The sequence below is a fragment of the Ilumatobacter sp. genome, from assembly GCF_041688325.1.
GTDB lineage: Bacteria > Actinomycetota > Acidimicrobiia > Acidimicrobiales > Ilumatobacteraceae > Ilumatobacter_A.
Genome location: NZ_JBDNIJ010000101.1, coordinates 1 through 21,046, shown reverse-complemented (window position 1 = coordinate 21,046; position 21,046 = coordinate 1). Strand labels below are relative to the sequence as shown.

Genomic DNA, 21,046 nt, shown 5'->3' with positions numbered 1-21,046 from the left:
GCACCGAAACGGTCGATGCCGACTGTTACATCGGCGTACTTCGACCAGCCGAAGGTGACCCCGGCTTCGACTGAAACCACGGGGACGCCCGCCGGGAAGACCGTTGCCTTGTGATCGGCATCCTGTTCGTCGAAACGATCCCAGCTGGGCATCGAGACCACCTGTGCACGCACGCCCTGCTCGCCAAGCTTGGCCGCGGCTTCGACACACAGCGAGACTTCGCTGCCGGTACCGACCAGCACGACCTGCGGGTTGACAGCGGAGCGCACAATGCCAGCGCCCCTGGCGACGGCTCTGCCGTCGGTGGTGACGACGATGTTCTGTCGGCTCAGCACCAGCACGGTCGGGCCGTCGTGGTCGACAGCGTCGGCCCAAGCCTGGATGGTCTCGTTCCCGTCGGCCGGACGGACGACGTGTAGACCGGGCATCGAGCGGAGCGAGGCAAGCTGTTCGACCGGCTGGTGGGTCGGGCCGTCTTCGCCGACGCCGACCGAGTCATGCGTGAAGACGAAGCAGACCTTGGCGCCGGTGAGCGCCGCGAGGCGGATCGGCGGGCGCATGTAATCGGCGAAGACGAAGAATGTTGCTGTGACCGGCAGGACTCCGCCGTGCGCCGACATTCCGACGGCGGTTGCGCCCATCGCGTGCTCGCGGACACCGAAGTGCAGGTAACGGCCAGCTTCGTTGCCTGAGGCGAACGGCGTTGACTCGCCAAGGGCAACACCGTTGCTGCCCTTGAGGTCGGCTGAGCCACTCATCAGCCCCGGCAGATTGGCAAAGGTCGAGTCGAGTGCCTTCTGGATGGCGTTGCGAGTGGCGACCGAATCGCCCTGCTCGTAGGTCGGGAGGTCGGCGTTCCAACCGGCAAGGCCGGTCTGGCCCCACGCCGCTTGCCACTCGGGATTCGACGTGACGCTCGCTGCCGCCGTCTTCCATGCTGCGTTCGCCGCAGTACCGCGTCCGGCGGCGTCGGAGCGATAGGCGGCAACGAGATCGTCGGGCGCCCAGAACGGCTCGTCCGGAATCCCCATCGCCTCTTTGGTGCGGGTGACGTCGTCAGGCTTGAACGGATTGCCGTGGGCGTGGTTCGTATCGACGTGATCGGGGGAGGGATAGCCGATGTGGGTCCGCAGCATGATGAGCGTCGGCTGGGGTGTGGCCTTCGCCGCGTTGAGAGCGGCTTCGAGTGCATCGACGTCGTTGCTGATATCGCCGACTTCCTGCACGTCCCAGCCGTAGGCACGGAAGCGGGCTGCGGTGTCTTCGTTGACCGTGAGATTGGTCTCACCATCGATGGTGATTTTGTTGTCGTCGAAAATGCAGACGAGGTGGCCGAGTCCGAGGTGACCAGCCCACGAGGCAGCCTCGTGGCTGACACCTTCCATCAGGCAGCCGTCGCCAACGACCACGAAGGTGTGATGGTTCATTGCCTCGGGACCGAAGCGGGCCCGCAGGTTTGCTTCAGCGATCGCCATGCCGACGGCATTGGCGAAGCCCTGGCCGAGTGGGCCGGTGGTGACTTCGACGCCAGCGGTGTGGCCAACTTCGGGGTGACCGGGCGTGAGCGAATCCCACTGACGGAACTGCTTGAGGTCGTCGAGTTCGAGGCCGTAGCCGGACAGGAAAAGCATCGAATACTGAAGAATCGATACGTGTCCGCCGGACAGGATGAACCGGTCACGGTCGGGCCACAACGGATCGGCAGGATCGTGCTTCATCACCCTGCTGTACAGGGTGTGGCCCAAGGGAGCGAGCGCCATGCCCGTGCCCTGGTGGCCGCTGTTCGCGGCGAGTGGTCCATCCATCGACATGCCCCGTACGAGGGAGATGGCGTTGGCGTCTTGTTCAGCAGTCAGCGACACGCGGGCGACAGTAGTCGACCGTCGGGAGAACCGTTCAGAATCACTGCCATTTCACACCGACATGGGCCAGAACCCGTCAGGGAACGCCAGCAGGCCGTCGCGAATGAAAAACAATCCAGTCCGGTTCAGATTGGTCGAGGACACAGCCTCGCAACGCAGTGATCGATCAATCTGACTCGACTGGGGGGAGGAGGGTGAAGGGGACGAGGTGCCAAGGTTCTTTGTTCACGCGACAGTGCGCGAAAATCTGCTTGTAGCTGTCGAAGTCGAGCTCGCCCTTGACGAGCCGGTACGTGAACTTGCTCGGCTCGACGGTAAAGGGGCTGACGTTGCGGGCGAGTTGCTCGCTGTCTTCCTCGACGCCGTTGCGGAACACAACTTCAAACACGCCGTTACCTGATTCGCCTTCAGGGCAAAAGATGAGGGCGACCAGGTGCGGCGAAATGGTGAGTGGTGCTGGCGATGGAGCGGCCATCGAGAACATTGCTCCGGTGATGTCGATTCGAGTTGACGGGCCTGGCGCCTCCCGCATTTCGAAGTTCTCGACGAAGAGCGATGAAACGATCTGCATGACACTCATCGTAGGAGCCAGACCAAGCCCGCTGCACCGCAGACTGACGATCGGGCCTACATCCAGCGCCGTGGGACGCGGACCACGATCCGATAGGAACCTGCGACGTTGACCGGCCCGAAATGATGTGAGTCCACTGCACCAACGTGGGGGTTGTCGGACTCGACGATCATTGAGTCACCGCTGACAGCAGTCACTCGCTTGACGAGCCAAAACCCGGCGCGATCGGGATGTTCGAACGTCCGGAGTTGGCCGACTGCTGGCCGCCCCCACTGGACACCGATGAGGCCCTGTCCGTCGACGAGTGTCGGCTCCATCGAGCGGTCGGCGGTCAGAAATCGACGAGGGACGAGTTGGTGGACGATTTGATGGATGAGCTGAGGGACGATTTGGTGGATGCGGGGCGGCATGTGATTTTTGGCTCTGGTCTCTGCCCAGTGTCGATGGCGCAGTGTATGTTTTGACTCACTGATTCTGGGTACGCTTGATGTGTTCCCACCTCCCAAACCCCTAGGAGACACCCATGTTCGCCAAGCTTTTTGCTTCCTCCACAGTCGCTCACGCGCACTGTGATCTCTACTGCGGCGTCTATGACCCCGCCGAGGCCAAGATTGCCGCACTCTCGTGCGTCAAGACTGCCAAGAAGTACGCCGAGTCCGACGACGAGGTCTTTCGCGCCCGTTGCATCTCGGTCAAGGAACAGCAGGCCGAGAACGCCAAGCATCACCTGATGGTGCTGTGGGCCGACTTCTTCGCGCCGGACCACTTCGCCGCCAACCCTGGTCTCCACGAGCTCTTCTGGAAGGCCGTTCACCAGGGTGGCGAGGCCAAGAAGTCGATGGACCCGGCTGCGAGCCAGCAGCTCGTCGACTACATCGACGAAATTGCCACAATTTTCTGGAGCACCGAGAAGGCTGCTGGAATGGGCGTCTACCCTCCAGCCTGAATTTCGGCCCGCTTCGCCGACTGCGGCGTTACATGATGCAAAGTCGAGAGTCGCTGCTTCCGAAATGGGAGCGGCGGCTTTCGTCGTTTTCGGCCCACGTCTCCCCAATCTGACCCCCATCTCCCAAAATGGAGACCATTACTGCGCGCTGCTGAGGCAGAACGGTCTCGGTTTTGGGTGGGGTGGGGTCGGGTCGGGCCAGATTGCGAGGTGGCCCGGCCTGGATTCGCTCGTCAGGCTGGTTGCTGGGCTTTGGTCCGGAGTTGATCAGCTGCAAGCTTGAGTTCACTGAGCCGGATCTTCGCCAAGCCGACCCAGCTGAGCACCTTAATCAGCCACCAGCCGGGATCGATCTCGAACCAGCGGTGCGAGAGTCGAGCCGACGTCGGCGCTGCATGATGGTTGTTGTGCAAGCCTTCGCCTGCGGTGAGAAAGGCGAGCCATTGCAGGTTGCCGGCTCCGTTGTTGTAGGGGCGGCGGCCGAAGTGGTGGCCGATTGCGTTGACCGCCGCCGAGCCACCGATGTAGAAGTTCAAGTGGAGGAACGAAGCCAGCAGCCCCACCTGCCATCCGAACACGTTCACCGTGATTGCGATGCCGAGGCCGAGGCCCAGGAGTGGGCGGTCGTAGGCCCAGCGGTCGAGGCGAGTCGGAGGCATGTCTTTCGCATATCGAGCCACAGTGTCTGGGTTGTTCGCCTCGCGCCGGTACATGAAGTAGTTCTGAATCTGGACCTTGACCCAGCCGTGCAGCACGGGGGAGTGCGGATCGCCCTCGACATCAGTAAAGGCGTGGTGCTTCCGATGGACTGCAACCCATTGGCGAGGGCAGATGCCTGTCGACAGCCACAGTACGAAGCGAAAGACGTGCGCGACCGGCGCGGCGATCGTTACCGCACGGTGCGCGAGCGCCCGATGCAAATAGACGGTCGTACACAAATTGGCGACCAACGTGAGTCCAAGACCAACGCCGCCACCCAGTAGAACAGTACGCATTACCGGACCGTAGCAGCCCTACCGACCGGTAGGTAGGTCGAGCCGACCTCTTCGTGTCGGCGCCGCATTCGGCCGGTCACCTCGCCGACTGAGCAGCTAGATTGCAGCTTGCATGTCGAGTCACGCGATCACCGAAGCGGTTCCTGTTGGTGCCGGTGTCGAGCGGTCGACGCGCGACCAGATTCTCGACGCGTCGCTGGTGTGCTTCGCATATGCCGGATACAGCGGCACATCGCTGAATGACATTGCGGCAGAGGTTGGCATCCGCAGGCCCAGTCTGCTGCACCATTTCGCCTCGAAGGAAGCGCTGTACGGGGAGGTCTTCGAACGGCTGCTCAGCGACTGGTTCGCGCGGCTCATCGGTGCGATCGATGTGCCGGCGTCAGGTTGGAAGAAGGTCGAAGGCGTGTTGCGCGCCGGATTTGGATTCTTTGCGGACAACCCGAACTACGTGATCCTCATGCGGCGCGAGGCAATCGACGGTGGCGTCCACCTCGGTATCGACCTCGCTGCGGTGCTTCGACCAATGTTCGACGAGGCCGCCGACTACTTCCGCCGGGAGATGGATGCCGGAACGTTCCGCCAGCAGAACGCCGAGCAGTTGTTGCTGACCGGATACGGCGCATTGCTCAGCTACTTTTCCGATGCTCCGTTCCTCGAGGGCTTACTCGATGAGAACCCGCTGTCGTCGGGCGCGCTCGACCGACGGAGCGCGCACATCATCGAGTTCTTCCAGGCGGCGCTCGTCCCCGCATAACCAGATGGTGCGCCGCGATCCCAGCGCACGTGTGATTTCCGGCGGGGAGCCCCGAACGGAGAGGCTGGCGAAACTACGGTGGCCGACTGATGGCCTCCGACGCATACGATTCCACCACCCTGTCCGAACAGGCGAGCAAGACGTTGCTCGCCGAATACGGCATCCCCATCGCTGCGGAGCGTTTCGTTGCCTCAGCCGCCGAGGCAGGCGATGCCGCCGATGCGCTCGGTTATCCCGTCGTGGCCAAGCTGAACGGCGCCGCCATCGCACACAAGACCGAACGTGGGCTCGTTCGCTTACGCCTCGCAGATCGCTCTGCGGTCGAGGCTGCTGCGGCAGAATTGCTCGGAGCGGCACGACCTGAAGACGGTGACGTGACCGTGCTCGTGGCTCCCATGATCTCGGGCAACCGCGAACTGATTGCCGGTGTGATCCGCGACGAACAGTTTGGTCCGACCGTGATGCTCGGTGTCGGCGGCATCCTCGCCGAGGCTGTGGCGGACGTCGTTTTCCGTCCGGCGCCGCTCGACGAACAGACTGCCGCCGACATGATCCGCGATCTCGCAACGCAGAAGTTGCTCGGTGACTTCCGAGGCGAGGCAGCAGTCGACCTTGCACAACTGACGGCAGTACTCGTTGGGTTGGGACGCCTGGCCGTAGACCGTGACGATGTTGCGAGTGTCGACATCAACCCACTGATCGTCGAGCCGAGCGGCGCGCTTGTTGCCGTCGACGCTCTCGTCGAGCTGGCGACACCGTCGACCACGCGGGCAGCGCTGCGGCCTCGACCGAGCAATGAGCAGTTCCAAGCGCTGTTCGAACCGAAGGGCGTCGTGGTGTCCGGTGCATCCACGCACCCTGGCAAGTTTGGGTTCGTGTCGCTGCACAACATCTTGGCGTCCGGGTATTCCGGAGCGGTCTTCGGGACGAACCTGAAGGCCGAGGAAGTGCTCGGTATCCAAACGGTTGCTGACATCGCTGACATTCCTGACGGCGCAGCCGACCTCGTCTTCGTCTGTACCCCCGCGTCGACCAACCCCGATCTCCTCCGGGCGTGCGCGGCCAAGGGGATCGGTGCTGCCTTCCTCACTTCAGCCGGGTACGGCGAGTCAGACGAAGCAGGCCAAGAGGCTGAAAATGCGCTCGTGGCGCTGGCCGACGAACTTGGCATCTTGCTCGCCGGGCCGAATGGCCAGGGGGTCGTGAGTACTCCGGTCAACCTCTGCGCTCAGATCGTGGCGCCCAACCCGCCAGCCGGAGGCATTGGCGTCGCGAGCCAGAGCGGCAACTTCGTGTCGACGTTCCTCAATATGTCTCGGGCGTCAGGTGTCGGTATCAGCCGCGCGATCTCGGCGGGTAATGCTGCCGCGGTCAGCGTTGCCGACTACCTCGATTGGTATGCCGACGACGATGCAACGACCGTTGGGCTCGCGTACGTCGAAGGCATCAACGACGGCAAAGGTTTGATGGAGCGCCTCGCCGGAGCGGCAGCGCGCAAGCCACTCGTGCTCGTCAAGGGTGGAGCGACCGAAGGCGGTGCGCAGGCTGCCGCCAGTCACACCGGAGCATTGGCCGCCGACGACAAGATCTTTGACGGCGCGTGCCGCAGCGCTGGGATCACCAGGGCAGCGACCGTCACGGAAGCGTTTGACACCGCAGCAACGTTCGCGACCCAGCCGCTCCCCGCTGGGCCAAATGTGTTGGTTCTCACAACCGTCGGCGGCTGGGGCGTGGTGACCGCAGATGCAATCACTCGTGACCGCGATCTGAACCTGATGGGCATTCCAGCCGATCTCGAAGCGGCCATCGACGAACTGCTTCCGCCGCGCTGGAGTAAAAACAATCCGATCGACTGTGCCGGCGGTGAAACACGTGACACGGTGCCCGATGTGATGGCGCTGTGTGCAAACCATCCCGAAGTTCACTCGATCATCTACCTCGGCCTGGGAATCCAGTCGAACCAGGCACGGATGATGCGCGAAGGCAAGTTCTTCCCGGACCACGGGATCGAACGGATCGTTGGCTACCACGAGCGTCAAGACGCCCGTTTCGCCGAGGCCGCCCACGAGCTGAGCGTTTCGACAGGCAAGCCGATTCTCACCTGTACCGAACTGGCGTTGGCCGATCCTGATAACGCCGGGCCCGCAACCGTTCGGGCAACGGGCCGGCTCTGCTACTCGAGCGGCGGCCAGGCCGTCACGGTACTCGGCCACATGGTGAGGCATCAGGCGTTTCGACAGGCGCGCGGTCGGTGAATCGACCGATCCCGTCGGGTGCTCGGCGACCAGCGACGAGGCGATCCAAGCGTGAGCGCGGGCCCGGCCCACTATTGGTACTCGGGGTGTTCGCCCTGATTCCGGCAGTGGGGCTCTTTGTTCTCTTCAACTGGGCCGAAGGCACCGTCGATGAGAACGAACCGGCGCCGCCGCCGCCGAGCACGCTGGTTGCGCCACCGCCGCCGCCTGCGGCGCTGTCGACGTCGATGCTCTCGTTTCGCCGTTTCCCGACGGTGTTGTCACGTGAGCTCAACATCTCTGACTTTGAGCAGGCCGTGGTTCCGTTCCTCGCTACGTTGAACGATCGATCCTGTGCAGCGGTCTCGGTCGATGGCATTCTCATCGGGGCACGCAACCCCGACCTCGCTGTGATCCCTGCGAGCAACCAGAAGTTGGTCATCGCAGCAGCGGCGCTCGATGTGCTCGGTACCGAGACTCGTTTGACAACCTCGGTGTCGGCTGCAGCGGCGCCGGTCGATGGCGTCATCAACGGCGACCTCTTCCTCGTCGGCGGGGGCGACCCGCTGCTGTCTTCTGACTGGTACCCGACGTCGAATCTCGAGCGGTACGCCGTGCTGTCACCGACATCGCTCGACACCTTGGCAGATGCGGTGCGAGACGCCGGAATCACCCAAATTTCCGGTGGCGTGGTCGGCGACGGCAGCCGCTATGACGACGAGTTTTTTGCACCCGGCTGGGGCGTTGGGGTGGCCGGCCTCGAAGCCGGTCCGTACGACGCCTTGATGGTCAACGACAGTCGAGTACTCAACGACGACCAACGCGCCAGTGACCCGAACGAAGGCGGGGCACGTGAGTTCACTCGAATGTTGCAGGAGCGCGGCATAGCGATCGAAGGCGAAGCGTCATCTGGTCGGGCGACGCCCGAGGCAACCGTCATCGCATCGATCGAATCTGCGCCGGTCGCTGAGATCATCGCCGAGATGTTGGCGAACAGCGACAACAACACCGCCGAGTTGTTGATGAAGGAAATCGGGCTCGTCGGTGAAGGGATTGGTTCCCGAGAAGCCGGTGCGCGAGTAATGGCTGCCAAGCTTGATGAGTGGGGTCTCGACACCACCAACATCGTGCTGTCCGATGGGTCCGGCTTGAGCCTTGATAACAGGTTGACGTGCGCTGCGATTCTTGCTGTGCTGCAGCGACACGGCCCGTCGTCTGCGCTCGGCTTGGGTTTGCCGATTGCCGGTGAGACTGGCACGCTGCGCGACATTTTTACCAACCAATCGGTCGCAGGACGATTGATGGGCAAGACCGGCACGCTCAACAACCCGCCATTCAACGCCGATCCGCCAGCAGTGAAGGCGCTGTCCGGATTTTTGCCGGTCGAGGGCGGTACGGCAGTCGAGTACTCGCTCATACTCAACGGACCAACCATTTCTGATCAGAGTGAGTATCGGCCGATCTGGAATGGCCTGGCCGAGGCCCTCGACACCTACCCGTCGGGTGCCAGCCCCGCCCAGCTGGGTCCTCGCTGATGTATCGGGGCGCTTCATGCCAACTGATTTTCCGAGATGGACAGCAGTCGTGAACATGCGGGTCGATGTGGTGGCGTCACCACTGCGTTACCGGCGCGCACCATTGTTCCTCCTCGTTGGACTGGCCATCGTTCCGGCAGTTGGGCTGCTGGTTGGGCGGCAATGGCTCGACGCTGAGGCTGACCGGTACGACAACAGTCGTGCTGCGGTCGCCGAACTCGAAGAGGGTGGTAGCAGCGGTCCTGTTGACTCATCGGCGCGCTCGATTGCCACAGCAGCTCAGCGCGCTGTGTTGAGCACGTCGCTGTTCGACTATCGCCGGATGCCCGAGCCCGTCGCTGACCTTGCGGACGCCAATCGGCTCGCAGAGAACATCAAGCCGCTTTTCGGATTTCTGAACCCGACATCATGCTTCGCTGTCTCGGCCAACGGGGTCGACGTCACGATGTACCAAGGCGAACTTCCTGTGGTCCCTGCGAGCACCCTCAAGCTCGTTCTTGCTGCAGTGGCGCTCGAGGTGCTTGGCTCCGATTACACGTTCGCGACGACTGTCCGTATCCCGCCTGTTGTCGATGGCGTGGTCGACGGCGATGTGTTCCTGGTCGGTGGCGGCGATCCGCTCCTGACCGCCGACGATTACTCGATCGAAAACGACTCGTTTCCGGCGTTCAACACGACGTCGCTTGATGTGCTCGCCGATGCGTTCGTTGCCAACGGTGTTGAGCGGATCAACGGCAGGGTCATCGGCGATGGATCGCGCTACGACGATGAGTTCGTGGTTGAGGGGTGGGGTGATGGCGTCGCCTTCAACGATGCTGGCCCGTACGACGCGCTGTTGGTCAATGACTCGCGCGTCCGCGACCGAAGCGGTACGCAAGACGACCCGAACAGTGCCGCTGCACGCGAGCTGGCGAGGTTGCTCAGCAACCGCGGCGTGCGGGTCAACAACGGGTGGGGCAGCGGCCAGGCATCGACGCTGGTCACGGTCATCGGCACAGTGACGTCAGCGCCACTCAGCGACATTGTGAACGAGATGTTGATCAACAGCGACAACAACACCGCCGAGATGTTGCTCAAAGAACTCGGGGTCGCCGACTCGGGGCAGGGCACCCGGGCCGCAGGGCTCGGGGTCATCGATCGAACGCTTGCCGAGTGGGGTATTCACCTCGATGGAGTCCGGTTACTCGATGGCTCGGGGCTTCATCCGCAGAACACCGTCACCTGCCAAGCAATGCTCCAAGTGCTGCAACGCGTCCGCGGCAGTGCCGTGGCGACCGGGCTCCCGATTGCAGGCGACACAGGAACGCTCCGCAGCGAATTTCTCACCTCACCGTTGGTCGGGAAGCTCTTCGCCAAAACCGGAACGCTCGGCAATCCGCCCGTCGATGAGCCTCCCCTCGCATCGAAGGCGCTCGCCGGGTACGTGGATGCGGGGAACGGGGACACTCTTGAGTTTGTGCTGATCCTCAACGACAACGAGATTGCCGATGAAACATACGCCTCGCTCTGGCAGGTGTTCGCAGAACGATTCGACAGCTATCCAGCCGGTCCCGACGCCGCTGAACTGGCGCCTCGCTGACTGGCGTGGAAGGGTGAGCGGATGGCGGTGATCCCGATGTTCCCGCTCGGCATGGTCTTGCTGCCGGGTGGCGTTCTTCCCTTGCATGTCTTCGAACCGCGATATCGCGAGATGGTGGTCCACTGCCTCCAACAGGATGGTGAACCAGAGTTCGGTCAGGCACTGATTACGCACGGATCCGAAGCTGGCGGCGGCGATGAGCGTTCCATGGTGGGCACGATTGCCCAGATGATCAACGTCGATGCCCTCGATCAAGAGCGCTATTCGATGGTCACCGTCGGCACCAGACGGATCCGAATAAACGCCTGGCTCCCCGATGAGCCGTATCCGCTTGCCGACGTCGACGACTGGCCAGACGAAGACCCCGACCCGCCGACGCTGGCATTGGACGTCGCTGCGTCGCACGCTCGAGTTCGGGCAGCGCTGGCGCTCGCTGCCGAGTTGGGCGACGTGCCACTTGATCTTGCTGAATCCGAAATCTCCGATGATCCGCTCGTCGCCACGTATCATTTGGCGTCGTTGGCACCGATTGGACCGGCCGATCGTTATCGACTGTTGTGCGCTTCTGGGCCAGCGGCACGGCTCGACATACTCGATGAAGTCCTCGATGACGTCGAGGCCATGCTCAAATTCCGCCTGACCTGACCTGTGCTGACCTGAGTGCATGGCTTGAATCACCCGCTGATCTGATAGAACCTGATCCGTGCCAGACAGCATTGACGCGACGAAACCACCCCGCAAGCAAGACGATGCCTCGCTTGGTGAGGTGATTGAGTTTGTCAAGGCCTACGCAAAGCAGGAGACGCTTGGTCCGCTGAAGGGCGCTGGCTCCTGGCTGTTCTACGGCGTTGCCGGGGCCTTTGCGTTGGGTCTCGGACTGCTCTTGCTGATGCTTGGTTTACTCCGGCTCTTCCAGGCTGAGATCAGCTGGACGACCGGCGGCGCTTGGTCCTGGTCGGCGTACGGATTCACCTTGATTGTCACAGTGGCGTTGCTCTTCCTCACGATCCTGCGGATCAAGAAGGCCACGCTGAACAAAGAGCCCCTCCCGAAGAAGTCCTGAGAGAAGCCGGAACCGTCATCATGGCAAAGAAGAGCACCCCCGTAACACCCAAGACGATCACTCCTGACGACCTGCGCGGCAAGCTGCAGGGTCTCCAGGGCGATGTGCAGGGCAAAGTTGACGACAAAAAGACCTCCATCGCCAGCATTGCAGCGGGCGGCGGCATGGTCCTTCTGATCATCTTCTTCCTTCTGGGCAAGCGCTCAGGCAAGAAAAAGAGCGCAATCGTCGAGATCCGCCGCGTCTGATGGCGGTGTCTTGATGGCTCTGCTGCCTCGCGCGCTCCGCCCGTCCGTCATCATTCGGCGTACAGCGATCTCGTCCGGATTCCTCGGGCCGAGCACGTTCTGGAAAATCATCGGTGCGGTCGTCTTCGGGCGTGGCTCAATCAAGAAGTTCTTCGGCAAGAATCCGGAGGCGATTGCCAAGCAGAAGGTCGGGTTCAACTCGTTCGTCAACGTGCTCAACGACAAGCCGATGACGGCAAAGCAGAGCAAGGCACTTGGCCTGACCAAGGCTGGGCTCAAGGCGCAGGCGAGCGCTGACGTCGCTGATTCTTGGGCACGCAAAGCTGCTGCCAAGCCGAAGCGTAAGATCGTCAAGCGCGCCCAGAAGACTGCAACAATGGCTGCCGTTGATCGCCGCAAGGCCGATCGTGCGCAGATGTCGCGTGCCCAGAAGAAGGCCGCTCAGCGAGCGAACTGATACGCGTGTTGCTCCGGAATCCGAAGTGGGAGATCGAGCACTCCAGAATCCGTTCGGCGCACCGACCGACCGAGATGTGGACGCGTTCTGCCGATTGCTCGAGAAGTCGGGTACACATGAGGCCGTTCCTGTCGAGATGGTGCTCAAGCAACGTCGTCGACGACACTGACAAGCACTGGATCTGATTGATGACTGGACTCTTCGCCGTGGGCGAAAAGGCGTTGCTGCTCGACAGCAAGAAGCGCCGTTACATGATTGACCTCGCCGACGATGGCGAATTCCACAGCCACAACGGCTTCGTTTCGCACAGCCAGATCATCGGCAATCCCGAAGGCGTCTTCGTGAACTCGACGAAGGGGTCGGAATACATCGTCATCCGCCCAACGCTCGAGGATTTTGTCGTCGAGATGCCCCGCGGCGCACAAGTCATCTACCCGAAAGACCTCGGACCCATCTGCATGTTGGCCGACATTGGCCCGGGCGTGAAGGTCTTCGAGACCGGTATCGGCTCAGGAGCGTTGTCGATGACGATGCTCCGCTACGGCGCCGAGATCGTCGGCTATGAACTACGTGAAGACTTCGCGAATCGTGCCAAGAAAAACGTCGAGAGCTTTCTCGGAACCGAAGCGATGTCCCGTTATGACATCCACATTCGAGATGCTTACGAGCCGATCGACCCCGCGCATGGACCGTTCGACCGCGTGGTGCTTGACATCCCTGAGCCGTGGAACGTCGTGCCGCACGCCGAGTCGGCACTGCGCGCCGGTGGGATCCTCGTCGCATACACGCCGTCGATCACGCAGGCTGCCAAGGTCCGCGAAGCCTTGAAGGGGAGGTGGATCGACGCTCGCACGCTTGAGGTCTTGCATCGTGGCTGGCACATTGAAGGACAGGCTGTGCGGCCCGACCATCGCATGGTCGCCCATACAGCGTTCCTGACCATTGCTCGGTTCCTGGGCAAGAGCGAACGCGGCCCGAAGCTCATCGCCTGATTGTCACCTCGGCAATCTGTCACACCGAGCTGACCTCGGTGTGACAGATTGCCGAGGGAGCAGGGATGAGTCGAAGAGATTCGCCGAGGCCGTCGAGCATCGTCTCGGTGTCGGGCCAGGGCATCGCTGGATTGCCGCCGACCAGGTCGACGATGCCGTGGATCCACGTGTGCGCCTGAATGGCAACGTCGAAGGCGACACGGTCGTCGGCGTTTGCTTCGAGCACCTGTGCGATGAGGTCGACAAGAATGTCGAACGCCTCAACTGCCGAAGTATTCGGTTTGAGGCCAAGGTCGAGGCGGTTCGCGAAGATCACCCGGTACTGCCCACGGTGGCGCATGGCGAACTCGATGTAGTTCAATCCTGTGTTGCGGAAGGCGACGAACGGATCGGCTGAGCTGTCTTTGCCCTGCTGCATCGCGTCGCGAAAGTTGGTCCAGCAGTAGTCGACGGCCTGAGCGAGCAAGTCGAGGTGATCGTCGAAGTGGCGATAGACCGCCGTCGGGGAGACGCCGGCCCGGCGGGCGACTGCACGCAGCGAGATCGCCTCAATCGACTCGTGTGTTGCCATCAGCTCAGCAGCAGCTTCGAGCAGGTCAACGCGGAGCTTGGCTCCCTCACCTCGGGCATAACGCTGGCGGGGTTCCTTCTGATTCTGCGTCGCCCCGGCCATCAAAATAATCGTACCTGCACGCGTGTCAACCAAACGGACCGCAATCGCTCGCACAAACGCGCTAGCCGAGTTTTGTGTGAGCCATTGCAGGAAACGACGTTGGAATCGCTCACACAAACGGGGCAGTCCAGTTTTGTGTGAGCCATTGCAGGAAACGACGCCGTGATGGCTCACACAAAACTTGAGGCGATGCGGTGGAGGGGTGCACGCGCAACGGCCCGCAATCAGAAGATCGCGGGCCGTCAAGAACTGGGTGCTGCTCAGCAGCAGCGGAGCGCTACGGCTCGATGTAGATGCACTCGCCGGGGCATTCCTCGGCGGATTCGACAACAGCGTCAAGCAACTTGTCGGGGAATTCGGCGAGGCCCTCAGCGCCTTCGAGGTTGCCCTTTGCCTTCGCGAAAATTTTGTCGCCTTCGACGACATATGCAAGGCCGTCGTCCAGCAGCGTGAAGACGTCGGGTGCAATTTCCTCGCAGAGACCGTCGCCGGTGCAGAGATCCTGATCGATCCAGACCTTCATGTCAGTTGGCTCTCGTTTCGTATTAGGTCTTGAGCTGGCGCTCAGAGGGCGATGGCGAGACCTTGAGAAGGCCTGCCGATGTACCTCTCGACTTTACACGGACTGCAACATGTAAACATGCATCCGAAGGTGGCGGTGCGTCGGGCATGGGGAGAGCCACTCGGTGTACATTCGGAGCATGGCGAGCCCGGACGAATCGACCGCTGACCTCGATGCGCAGGTGGCCAGCCTGCGCGAGGAGATCGAGCATCTTCGTGGTCGGCTGTCCGATGCGCCTCAGCGGATGCGTTCGCTGGAAGAGCGGCTGCTGGAAACGAGGGGCCAGCTCGCACAGGCCGTGGGTCAGAACGAGAAGCTCTCCTACACACTCCGCGAGGCCCGTGAGCAGATCACAACGCTGCGCGACGAGGTCGACAAGCTGAGTCAGCCGCCGTCAGCGTACGGCGTCGTGGTTGGCAAGAACGACGATCAGACCGTCGACGTACTCACGAGCGGCCGCAAGATGCGCGTGTCGCTCCACCCCGATATCGACCACGAGTTGCTGAACCGCGGCGCCGAGGTCGTGTTGAACGAGAGCTTCAACGTCGTGATGTCGCGTGCGTCAGAGATTACTGGCGAGGTCGTGACGGTCAAGAACGTCATGGAAGACGGCATCAGGGCGCTCGTTGTGGGGCGCGCCGATGAAGAGCGCGTCTGTGAGCTGGCCGACAACCTGCGCGGCACGCTCATCCGCAGCGGCGACCACATGCGTCTCGACGTCCGCTCGAACTTGCTGCTCGAGAAGCTGCCGCGGCCCGAGGTCGAAGACCTGCTCCTCGAAGAAGTTCCCGACATCTCGTACACCGATATCGGAGGTCTCGACGAGCAGATCGAACAGATCGCCGACGCTGTCGAGCTGCCGTTCCTCCACCACGACCTCTTCGCCGAGCATCAGCTGCCGGCACCGAAAGGGATCCTGCTCTACGGCCCTCCTGGTTGCGGCAAGACGCTGATTGCGAAGGCCGTTGCCAACAGCCTCGCGAAGAAGGTCGCCGAAAAGGTGGGGGAGGGCAAGGGCCGCTCGTACTTCATCAACATCAAGGGTCCCGAGCTTCTCAATAAATATGTCGGTGAGACCGAACGCCAAATCCGACTTGTCTTCCAGCGTGCCCGCGAGAAGAGCGACGAGGGCTGGCCAGTGATCGTGTTTTTCGATGAGATGGACTCGATGTTCCGCACCCGCGGTACCGGCATTAGCTCCGATATGGAGTCGACAATCGTCCCGCAGCTCCTGGCTGAGATCGATGGCGTCGAAGGCCTGAAGAATGTGATTGTCATCGGTGCGACCAATCGTGAGGACCTGATCGATCCGGCAATCCTGCGCCCGGGCCGCCTCGACGTGAAGATCAAGATCGAGCGTCCGAACGCAATTGGCGCTCGCGCAATCTTCGCTCAGTACCTCACGAATGAGATCCCGCTTGACCAGTCTGAGTCGATCGACTCAATGCTCGATGCCACAGTCCGCGAGATGTACAAGGAAGATGAGGCCAACAAGTTTCTTGAGGTCACCTACCAAAATGGTGACAAAGAAGTCATGTATTACAAGGACTTTAGCTCGGGAGCCATGATCGAGAACATTGTGCGCCGGGCCAAGAAACTCGCCATCAAACGGGTCATCAACGGCGGCGAGAAGGGCGTTCGTACGCAGGATCTGCTCGACTCGATCAAGCAGGAGTACAAGGAACACCAAGACCTGCCGAACACAACGAACCCCGACGACTGGGCGAAGATCTCCGGTAAGAAGGGCGAGCGGATCGTCTTCATCCGTACCCTCGTCACCCAAGAGACTCCTGACGACCCAACTGGCGGTCGGGCCATCGAGCGAGCCCAAACCGGCCAGTACCTGTAGGGCGGATCAGAAGATTGGGCTAACAAACACGGTCGGTTCGGGTGTTGATTCAATCCCGCTCGGCCTGATTTGCCATAACGGAACATCCGGAGCCTGTTGTTTCTTCCGCATCACGGCATCGGTCTGGAGAACTTTCTCGGAGCCTCATCACCGACTGTTCATCAGAAGCAGGGACTGGTTTGGTGCGATATGGGTACTGTTCTTACATGGCAGCGCAACGCAAGCACGACATTGTGGTCTTCGGAGCAACGAGTTTCGTCGGCCAGATCCTCTGCAAGTATCTCGTCGACCGGCACGGTTGTGACGGCGAGACTGTCAAGTGGGCCATCGCAGGCCGGAACGCGCAGAAGCTCGACGCTGTCGCAGAATCGACGGGTGCCGATGTGCCCCGAATCGTTGCTGATGCTGATGATGCCCACGCGATTGCAGCGCTGTGCGCCTCCACAAAGCTCGTCATCTCGACCGTTGGGCCGTATGCCCTCTACGGATCGAAGCTGGTTGCTGCAGTCGCCGAAGCGGGCATCAACTACTGCGATCTCACAGGAGAGCCGCAATGGATGCAGCGCATGATCGACCGTTACCAGGAGCGCGCCGTCGAGACGGGCGCCCGGATCGTCCACGCCTGCGGGTTCGATTCAGTGCCAAGCGACCTCGGCGTTTGGTACACCCAGCGGGCTGCAATCGAGCAGTTCGGTGCACCATGTACGACCATCAGCATGGGCGTCAAGGCGATGAAGGGTGGCGCAAGTGGCGGCACCGTTGCCTCGATGATGAACATGATGGAAGAGGTGTCGGCAGACCCGAGCCTGCGCAAGGTGCTCGCCAACCCGTACGCACTTGGAGTGAAGGGCGATCGCGAGGGCAAGGACCAGCCGAGCATCACGCTGCCCGTCCACGACGATGGCCTCGGTTCCTGGTTGGCTCCGTTCGTCATGGCTGGCACGAACACTCGAGTGGTTTTTCGCACGCACTCGCTGCTCGACCATGTCTGGGGCGACGACTTCACGTACGGCGAAGCAATGATGATGGGTGACGGTATGGCCGGCCGGGTCAAGGCGCTCGGCTTCAGTGGTGGCATGGGAGGCTTCATGGGCGCAGCGTCTGTCGGACCGATGCGTAAGGTGCTGGGCAAGTTCCTCCCGGAGCCCGGTGAAGGACCGTCACCGGAAGCTCAGAAAGCGGGTTTCTTCGACATCAGGTTCCACGGCACAACAGCATCTGGCGACACAATCATTACCAAGGTGACCGGCGATCGTGATCCCGGATACGGCTCCACGTCCAAGATGCTCGGCGAGGCCGCATTGGCGCTTCTTGACTCCGATGTTGCAGGCGGATTCTGGACACCAGCGACGGCGCTTGGCGCGCCGTACATCGATTCGCTCGTCGAACATGCGGGCCTGACCTTTGAAATTCTTTGATGGCGTTCTGATCGAACGGACCGGAGCAGTTCACCGCCCTCCGGTAGCTTGACGACATGGCCCTCCCGAAGGTGCTCGGCATCGAGACCGAATACGGAATCATCGTTCGTGGCGCCGACAGCAATCCTGTGTCAGCGTCGTCGTTGTTGATCAACGCGTATATCTCTTCGCTTGCGCGCAAGCGTGGCCGAATCGGCTGGGACTTCGAAGACGAACAGCCTTCCAATGACGCCCGCGGTGAATCGATGGACGAGTCGTTTGCCCCCGAGGTAGAGACCACTCTTGTCAACGCCGTGCTCACCAACGGAGCGCGCTACTACGTCGATCACGCGCACCCCGAGATCTCGACGCCAGAGGTCACCAACGCTCGCGAAGCCGTCGTTTGGGATCGTGCTGCCGACGAGATCATTCGGGCGTCGATGACTCACGCGAACGCTGTACTCGCGAGCGACACGCAGAACGCCGGCGGCGTCGAAATGATCATTTACAAGAACAATTCGGACGGCAAGGGCAATAGCTACGGCTGCCACGAGAATTTCCTGCTGAGTCGTGATTTGCCGTTCGGCCGGATGGCGAGCCAAATCACGCCGCACTTCGTCACGCGCCAGATTTTCTGCGGTGCCGGGAAGGTCGGCTGCGAACTTCCCGGCCGCCCGAACGACGACATCGGTTACCAGATCAGCCAACGTGCTGACTTTTTCGAAGAAGAGATCGGCCTCGAAACCACGCTCAAACGGCCGATCATCAACACCCGCGACGAACCACACGCTGACGCGCAAAAGTATCGCCGGCTTCACGTGATCGTGGGCGACGCGAACATGAGCGAGGTCGCCACCTACTTGAAGGTCGGTACCTCTTCGATCATCCTGTCGATGATTGAAGATGACGAACTCGGTAATGACTGGCTCCTCGGCAACCCGGTCGCCGCAATTCGCCAGGTCAGCCATGATCCGTCGCTGCGTCAGACGATCCTGCTGCGTGACGGCAGCCGAGCAACAGCTCTCGAAATCCAGTGGGGCCTGTTTGAACGGGCCCAAAAGTACGCACAGAACCACGGCCTCGAGTCGGTGGGAGAGGCCGTGGGTGCCGATGTGATGGCGAAATGGGAGACCGTTCTCCAAGGGCTCGAAACGGATCCCGATTCGATGGGGCACTGGGTTGACTGGATTGCAAAAAAGCGTCTGGTTGAGGGATACGCCGATCGACACGGCCTCGCTCCGGGCGCAGCTCGCCTCAAGGCGATTGACTTGCAGTACCACGACTTACGACGGGACAAGTGCCTGGCTGATCGGGCCGGATTGGACACCCTGGTCACGATGGACGAGGCAGTTGCAGCGATGACTGCGCCGCCGAGGACGACCAGGGCGTACTTCCGTGGTGCCTGCCTCGACAAGTTTCCGGACGAGATCGTGGCAGCCAATTGGGACTCGATGGTCTTTGACGTCGGGCGCGACCCCCTCCGTCGGGTGCCGATGATGGAACCGCTCAAAGGCACTGCCGAACACGTCGCAGCGCTGATCGACGGGTGTGACACCGCACGCGAACTTCTCGATCGACTGGGCCAGTAGCCAAAAGTTCAATACAGTTCGACACAGTGCTCGGTCACCGAGCAGCAGCAATCAGGGAGACATCAAATGGCCGAACGGATCCAAAAGTCCAAGCCCACTCAAGACACCGAAGAGAATGTCGACACAGCGGCAGAAGCTGTTACCGAAACCGGTGACAAAATTAAGGCTGACATCGACGATCTACTCGATGAGATCGACGAAGTGCTGGAAACCAACGCTGAGGACTTCGTGAAGTCGTACGTCCAGAAGGGCGGGCAGTAAACCCGTGTCGATGCCGTTCTTCTCTCCGGGCGACGACCCGGGGTCGAGCTTTCCTGAACTCCTCCGGCGCATCGGGATGTCGCCAGACATTGCGACCAATGGGTCCGTGATCGGCGCCAGTTTCGCGGTTCCGCACGCGACCACGTGTGTCGCCCTCAAGTACGAGGGTGGCGTTGTCATGGCGGGGGACCGTCGGGCGACGTCCGGCAACATCATTTCCCACCGATCGATGGAGAAGGTCGTGCAGGCTGATCGGCACAGTGCCGTGGCGATCGCCGGTGCGGCTGGCCCAGCAATGGAAATGGTCAAGATGTTCCAGCTGCAGTTGGAACACTACGAAAAGGTCGAAGGTTCGTCGCTCAGCCTCGAAGGCAAGGCGAACCAGCTGTCGGCAATGGTCCGCGGCAATCTGCCTGCAGCGATGCAGGGCATGGTCGTTGTACCGATCTTTGCGGGCTATGACGTGCGGCGCGAAGTTGGTCGTCTGTGGGATTTCGATGCCACTGGTGGTCGATATGAAGAACGCAATCACGTATCGACGGGTTCAGGGAGCGTGCATGCGAGCACGGTGATGAAGGTCGGATTCCGTGACGGTCTGTCCCGTGACGACGCAATCCAACTGGCGTGCCGCTCGCTCTGGGAGGCATCAGACGCGGACAGTGCCACCGGCGGGCCCGACGTACTCCGCGGCATCTATCCGGTTGTTGCTGCGATCGATGTCGACGGGTGGGATCGTGTCGACGACGCCGATCTTGCCGCTCGATTCGAAGCAATTGTCAATGAAGTGAGTAGCCGATGAGCCAGCCGTTTTATGTCGCACCCGAACAGATGATGAAAGACCGCGCCGACTATGCGCGCAAGGGCATCTCGCGAGGACGCGCCCTGGTCGCAGTTCGGCACAACGACGGCATCGTCATCGTCGCCGAGAATGCATCTGAGACGCTCCGCAAGGTCTCGGAAATCTACGACCGCATCGCCTTCGCTGGCGTCGGCAAGTACAACGAGTTCGACCAGCTTCGTGTCGCCGGTGTGCGCGCTGCTGATCTCAAGGGCTTCCAGTACTCCCGGGACGATGTCGACGCGCGCAGCCTGGCGAACAGCTACGCCCAGATGCTCGGCAACATCTTCACCCACGAGATGAAACCGATGGAGGTCGAAATCCTCGTCGCGGAAGTTGGCCTCGATGCGTCTGGCGACCAGATGTTTCACTTGCTCTACGACGGCACCGTCGTCGACGAACGCAACTACGCAGCGATCGGTGGCGATGCCGAAGCAATTCGTGGTCGGCTCGGCGCAACCTTTGTTGACGGGCTTGACCGGGGCGCTGCGATTCGTGTCGGTCTCGCAGCATTGAGTGGGCCAGATCGAGAGATCGAAGTGGGCGATCTCGAAGTGGCGGAGCTGGCGCGTGGAAATGAGCGGCGCTGCTTCGCCCGCATCGACGCCACAGCCCTCGCCGATCTGCTCGCTTAACTG

The 21,046-nt window shown here is 61.5% G+C and carries 22 protein-coding genes; 16 read left to right on the top strand and 6 right to left on the bottom strand.

Annotation, left to right across the window (positions count from 1 at the left end):
• The 3 genes from tkt to ACH2EI_RS06775 all read right to left on the bottom strand — a co-directional run.
• A partial coding sequence (tkt, locus tag ACH2EI_RS06785) for a transketolase (protein ID WP_395159517.1) occupies positions 1-1,862 on the bottom strand: 1,862 nt, incomplete at its 3' end.
• Between the two features lie 166 nt (positions 1,863-2,028).
• Entirely contained in the window at positions 2,029-2,433 is a 405-nt protein-coding gene (locus ACH2EI_RS06780) for a hypothetical protein (RefSeq protein WP_395154344.1), read from the bottom strand.
• Positions 2,434-2,489: 56 nt separating this feature from the next.
• Positions 2,490-2,843 (bottom strand): S26 family signal peptidase, encoded by a 354-nt coding sequence (locus ACH2EI_RS06775; RefSeq protein ID WP_395154343.1) that lies wholly within the window; start codon positions 2,841-2,843, stop codon positions 2,490-2,492.
• A 113-nt stretch (positions 2,844-2,956) separates the two neighbouring features.
• Here ACH2EI_RS06775 and sodN point away from each other — a divergent pair, with 113 nt between their 5' ends.
• On the top strand, positions 2,957-3,379 hold the full coding sequence (sodN, locus tag ACH2EI_RS06770; protein WP_395154342.1) for a superoxide dismutase, Ni: 423 nt from the start codon (positions 2,957-2,959) through the stop codon (positions 3,377-3,379).
• Positions 3,380-3,612: 233 nt separating this feature from the next.
• On the opposite strand, the gene ACH2EI_RS06765 is transcribed toward sodN, so the two are convergent.
• Positions 3,613-4,374, bottom strand: a complete 762-nt coding sequence (locus ACH2EI_RS06765) for a fatty acid desaturase (RefSeq protein WP_395159515.1) — start codon at positions 4,372-4,374, stop codon at positions 3,613-3,615.
• Positions 4,375-4,486: 112 nt separating this feature from the next.
• On the opposite strand from ACH2EI_RS06765, the gene ACH2EI_RS06760 reads away from it, so the two are divergent.
• The 9 genes from ACH2EI_RS06760 to ACH2EI_RS06720 all read left to right on the top strand — a co-directional run bounded on the left by ACH2EI_RS06760 (position 4,487) and on the right by ACH2EI_RS06720 (position 13,239).
• Complete coding sequence (locus tag ACH2EI_RS06760) at positions 4,487-5,131, top strand: TetR/AcrR family transcriptional regulator (RefSeq protein ID WP_395154340.1); 645 nt, start codon at positions 4,487-4,489, stop codon at positions 5,129-5,131.
• A gap of 89 nt (positions 5,132-5,220) precedes the next feature.
• Positions 5,221-7,386: an acetate--CoA ligase family protein gene (locus ACH2EI_RS06755; RefSeq protein WP_395154339.1), complete on the top strand. Its 2,166-nt coding sequence runs from the start codon at positions 5,221-5,223 to the stop codon at positions 7,384-7,386.
• A 107-nt stretch (positions 7,387-7,493) separates the two neighbouring features.
• Positions 7,494-8,900, top strand: a complete 1,407-nt coding sequence (gene dacB / locus ACH2EI_RS06750) for a D-alanyl-D-alanine carboxypeptidase/D-alanyl-D-alanine-endopeptidase (protein WP_395154338.1) — start codon at positions 7,494-7,496, stop codon at positions 8,898-8,900.
• 55 nt (positions 8,901-8,955) lie between these two features.
• Complete coding sequence (dacB, locus tag ACH2EI_RS06745) at positions 8,956-10,479, top strand: D-alanyl-D-alanine carboxypeptidase/D-alanyl-D-alanine-endopeptidase (RefSeq protein WP_395154354.1); 1,524 nt, start codon at positions 8,956-8,958, stop codon at positions 10,477-10,479.
• Positions 10,480-10,500: 21 nt separating this feature from the next.
• Entirely contained in the window at positions 10,501-11,124 is a 624-nt protein-coding gene (locus ACH2EI_RS06740; protein ID WP_395154337.1) for an LON peptidase substrate-binding domain-containing protein, read from the top strand.
• Positions 11,125-11,182: 58 nt separating this feature from the next.
• Complete coding sequence (locus tag ACH2EI_RS06735; protein ID WP_395154336.1) at positions 11,183-11,542, top strand: heme exporter protein CcmD; 360 nt, start codon at positions 11,183-11,185, stop codon at positions 11,540-11,542.
• 20 nt (positions 11,543-11,562) lie between these two features.
• Positions 11,563-11,790: a hypothetical protein gene (locus ACH2EI_RS06730; RefSeq protein WP_395154335.1), complete on the top strand. Its 228-nt coding sequence runs from the start codon at positions 11,563-11,565 to the stop codon at positions 11,788-11,790.
• Positions 11,791-11,803: 13 nt separating this feature from the next.
• Positions 11,804-12,247, top strand: a complete 444-nt coding sequence (locus tag ACH2EI_RS06725; RefSeq protein ID WP_395154333.1) for a hypothetical protein — start codon at positions 11,804-11,806, stop codon at positions 12,245-12,247.
• A 188-nt stretch (positions 12,248-12,435) separates the two neighbouring features.
• A complete protein-coding gene (locus tag ACH2EI_RS06720; RefSeq protein ID WP_395154332.1) occupies positions 12,436-13,239 on the top strand; it encodes a tRNA (adenine-N1)-methyltransferase in 804 nt (267 codons plus the stop codon).
• Between the two features lie 19 nt (positions 13,240-13,258).
• Here ACH2EI_RS06720 and ACH2EI_RS06715 read toward each other — a convergent pair whose 3' ends face one another.
• Together ACH2EI_RS06715 and ACH2EI_RS06710 are read right to left on the bottom strand one after the other, a co-directional pair.
• The gene (locus ACH2EI_RS06715; RefSeq protein WP_395159513.1) at positions 13,259-13,912 is read right to left on the bottom strand and encodes a TetR/AcrR family transcriptional regulator; all 654 of its coding nucleotides are present in this window, start codon (positions 13,910-13,912) and stop codon (positions 13,259-13,261) included.
• Between the two features lie 277 nt (positions 13,913-14,189).
• On the bottom strand, positions 14,190-14,435 hold the full coding sequence (locus ACH2EI_RS06710; protein WP_394942778.1) for a ferredoxin: 246 nt from the start codon (positions 14,433-14,435) through the stop codon (positions 14,190-14,192).
• 178 nt (positions 14,436-14,613) lie between these two features.
• Between ACH2EI_RS06710 and arc the strand changes: the two genes are divergently transcribed.
• From arc to prcA, 6 genes are all read left to right on the top strand, one after another.
• Positions 14,614-16,323 carry a proteasome ATPase gene (gene arc / locus ACH2EI_RS06705; protein WP_395155564.1) on the top strand — a complete coding sequence of 570 codons (1,710 nt, stop codon included), beginning with the start codon at positions 14,614-14,616 and terminating at the stop codon, positions 16,321-16,323.
• Between the two features lie 206 nt (positions 16,324-16,529).
• Positions 16,530-17,741, top strand: a complete 1,212-nt coding sequence (locus ACH2EI_RS06700) for a saccharopine dehydrogenase family protein (RefSeq protein ID WP_395155563.1) — start codon at positions 16,530-16,532, stop codon at positions 17,739-17,741.
• A gap of 56 nt (positions 17,742-17,797) precedes the next feature.
• Positions 17,798-19,309, top strand: coding sequence for a depupylase/deamidase Dop (gene dop, locus ACH2EI_RS06695; protein WP_395155562.1), 1,512 nt, complete (start codon positions 17,798-17,800; stop codon positions 19,307-19,309).
• A 66-nt stretch (positions 19,310-19,375) separates the two neighbouring features.
• Positions 19,376-19,570, top strand: a complete 195-nt coding sequence (locus tag ACH2EI_RS06690) for a ubiquitin-like protein Pup (protein WP_395155561.1) — start codon at positions 19,376-19,378, stop codon at positions 19,568-19,570.
• 10 nt (positions 19,571-19,580) lie between these two features.
• Positions 19,581-20,369 (top strand): proteasome subunit beta, encoded by a 789-nt coding sequence (gene prcB, locus ACH2EI_RS06685; protein ID WP_395155560.1) that lies wholly within the window; start codon positions 19,581-19,583, stop codon positions 20,367-20,369.
• Positions 20,366-21,043, top strand: a complete 678-nt coding sequence (gene prcA, locus ACH2EI_RS06680; RefSeq protein ID WP_395159511.1) for a proteasome subunit alpha — start codon at positions 20,366-20,368, stop codon at positions 21,041-21,043. The genes prcB and prcA overlap by 4 nt, the downstream gene beginning before the upstream one ends.
• Positions 21,044-21,046: the final 3 nt, after the last annotated feature.

Bases quoted from the DNA above. Each gene is read 5' to 3' on its own strand.
- prcB (WP_395155560.1), top strand. From the start codon at position 19,581: ATGCCGTTCTTCTCTCCGGGCGACGACCCGGGGTCGAGCTTTCCTGAA.
- ACH2EI_RS06775 (WP_395154343.1), bottom strand. From the start codon at position 2,843: ATGCCGCCCCGCATCCACCAAATCGTCCCTCAGCTCATCCATCAAATC.
- ACH2EI_RS06710 (WP_394942778.1), bottom strand. From the start codon at position 14,435: ATGAAGGTCTGGATCGATCAGGATCTCTGCACCGGCGACGGTCTCTGC.
- ACH2EI_RS06740 (WP_395154337.1), top strand. From the start codon at position 10,501: ATGGCGGTGATCCCGATGTTCCCGCTCGGCATGGTCTTGCTGCCGGGT.
- arc (WP_395155564.1), top strand. From the start codon at position 14,614: ATGGCGAGCCCGGACGAATCGACCGCTGACCTCGATGCGCAGGTGGCC.
- ACH2EI_RS06700 (WP_395155563.1), top strand. From the start codon at position 16,530: ATGGCAGCGCAACGCAAGCACGACATTGTGGTCTTCGGAGCAACGAGT.
- ACH2EI_RS06725 (WP_395154333.1), top strand. From the start codon at position 11,804: ATGGCTCTGCTGCCTCGCGCGCTCCGCCCGTCCGTCATCATTCGGCGT.
- ACH2EI_RS06715 (WP_395159513.1), bottom strand. From the start codon at position 13,912: ATGGCCGGGGCGACGCAGAATCAGAAGGAACCCCGCCAGCGTTATGCC.
- ACH2EI_RS06755 (WP_395154339.1), top strand. From the start codon at position 5,221: ATGGCCTCCGACGCATACGATTCCACCACCCTGTCCGAACAGGCGAGC.
- prcA (WP_395159511.1), top strand. From the start codon at position 20,366: ATGAGCCAGCCGTTTTATGTCGCACCCGAACAGATGATGAAAGACCGC.
- ACH2EI_RS06780 (WP_395154344.1), bottom strand. From the start codon at position 2,433: ATGCAGATCGTTTCATCGCTCTTCGTCGAGAACTTCGAAATGCGGGAG.
- sodN (WP_395154342.1), top strand. From the start codon at position 2,957: ATGTTCGCCAAGCTTTTTGCTTCCTCCACAGTCGCTCACGCGCACTGT.
- ACH2EI_RS06690 (WP_395155561.1), top strand. From the start codon at position 19,376: ATGGCCGAACGGATCCAAAAGTCCAAGCCCACTCAAGACACCGAAGAG.
- ACH2EI_RS06730 (WP_395154335.1), top strand. From the start codon at position 11,563: ATGGCAAAGAAGAGCACCCCCGTAACACCCAAGACGATCACTCCTGAC.
- ACH2EI_RS06765 (WP_395159515.1), bottom strand. From the start codon at position 4,374: ATGCGTACTGTTCTACTGGGTGGCGGCGTTGGTCTTGGACTCACGTTG.
- dop (WP_395155562.1), top strand. From the start codon at position 17,798: ATGGCCCTCCCGAAGGTGCTCGGCATCGAGACCGAATACGGAATCATC.
- dacB (WP_395154354.1), top strand. From the start codon at position 8,956: ATGCGGGTCGATGTGGTGGCGTCACCACTGCGTTACCGGCGCGCACCA.
- ACH2EI_RS06760 (WP_395154340.1), top strand. From the start codon at position 4,487: ATGTCGAGTCACGCGATCACCGAAGCGGTTCCTGTTGGTGCCGGTGTC.
- ACH2EI_RS06720 (WP_395154332.1), top strand. From the start codon at position 12,436: ATGACTGGACTCTTCGCCGTGGGCGAAAAGGCGTTGCTGCTCGACAGC.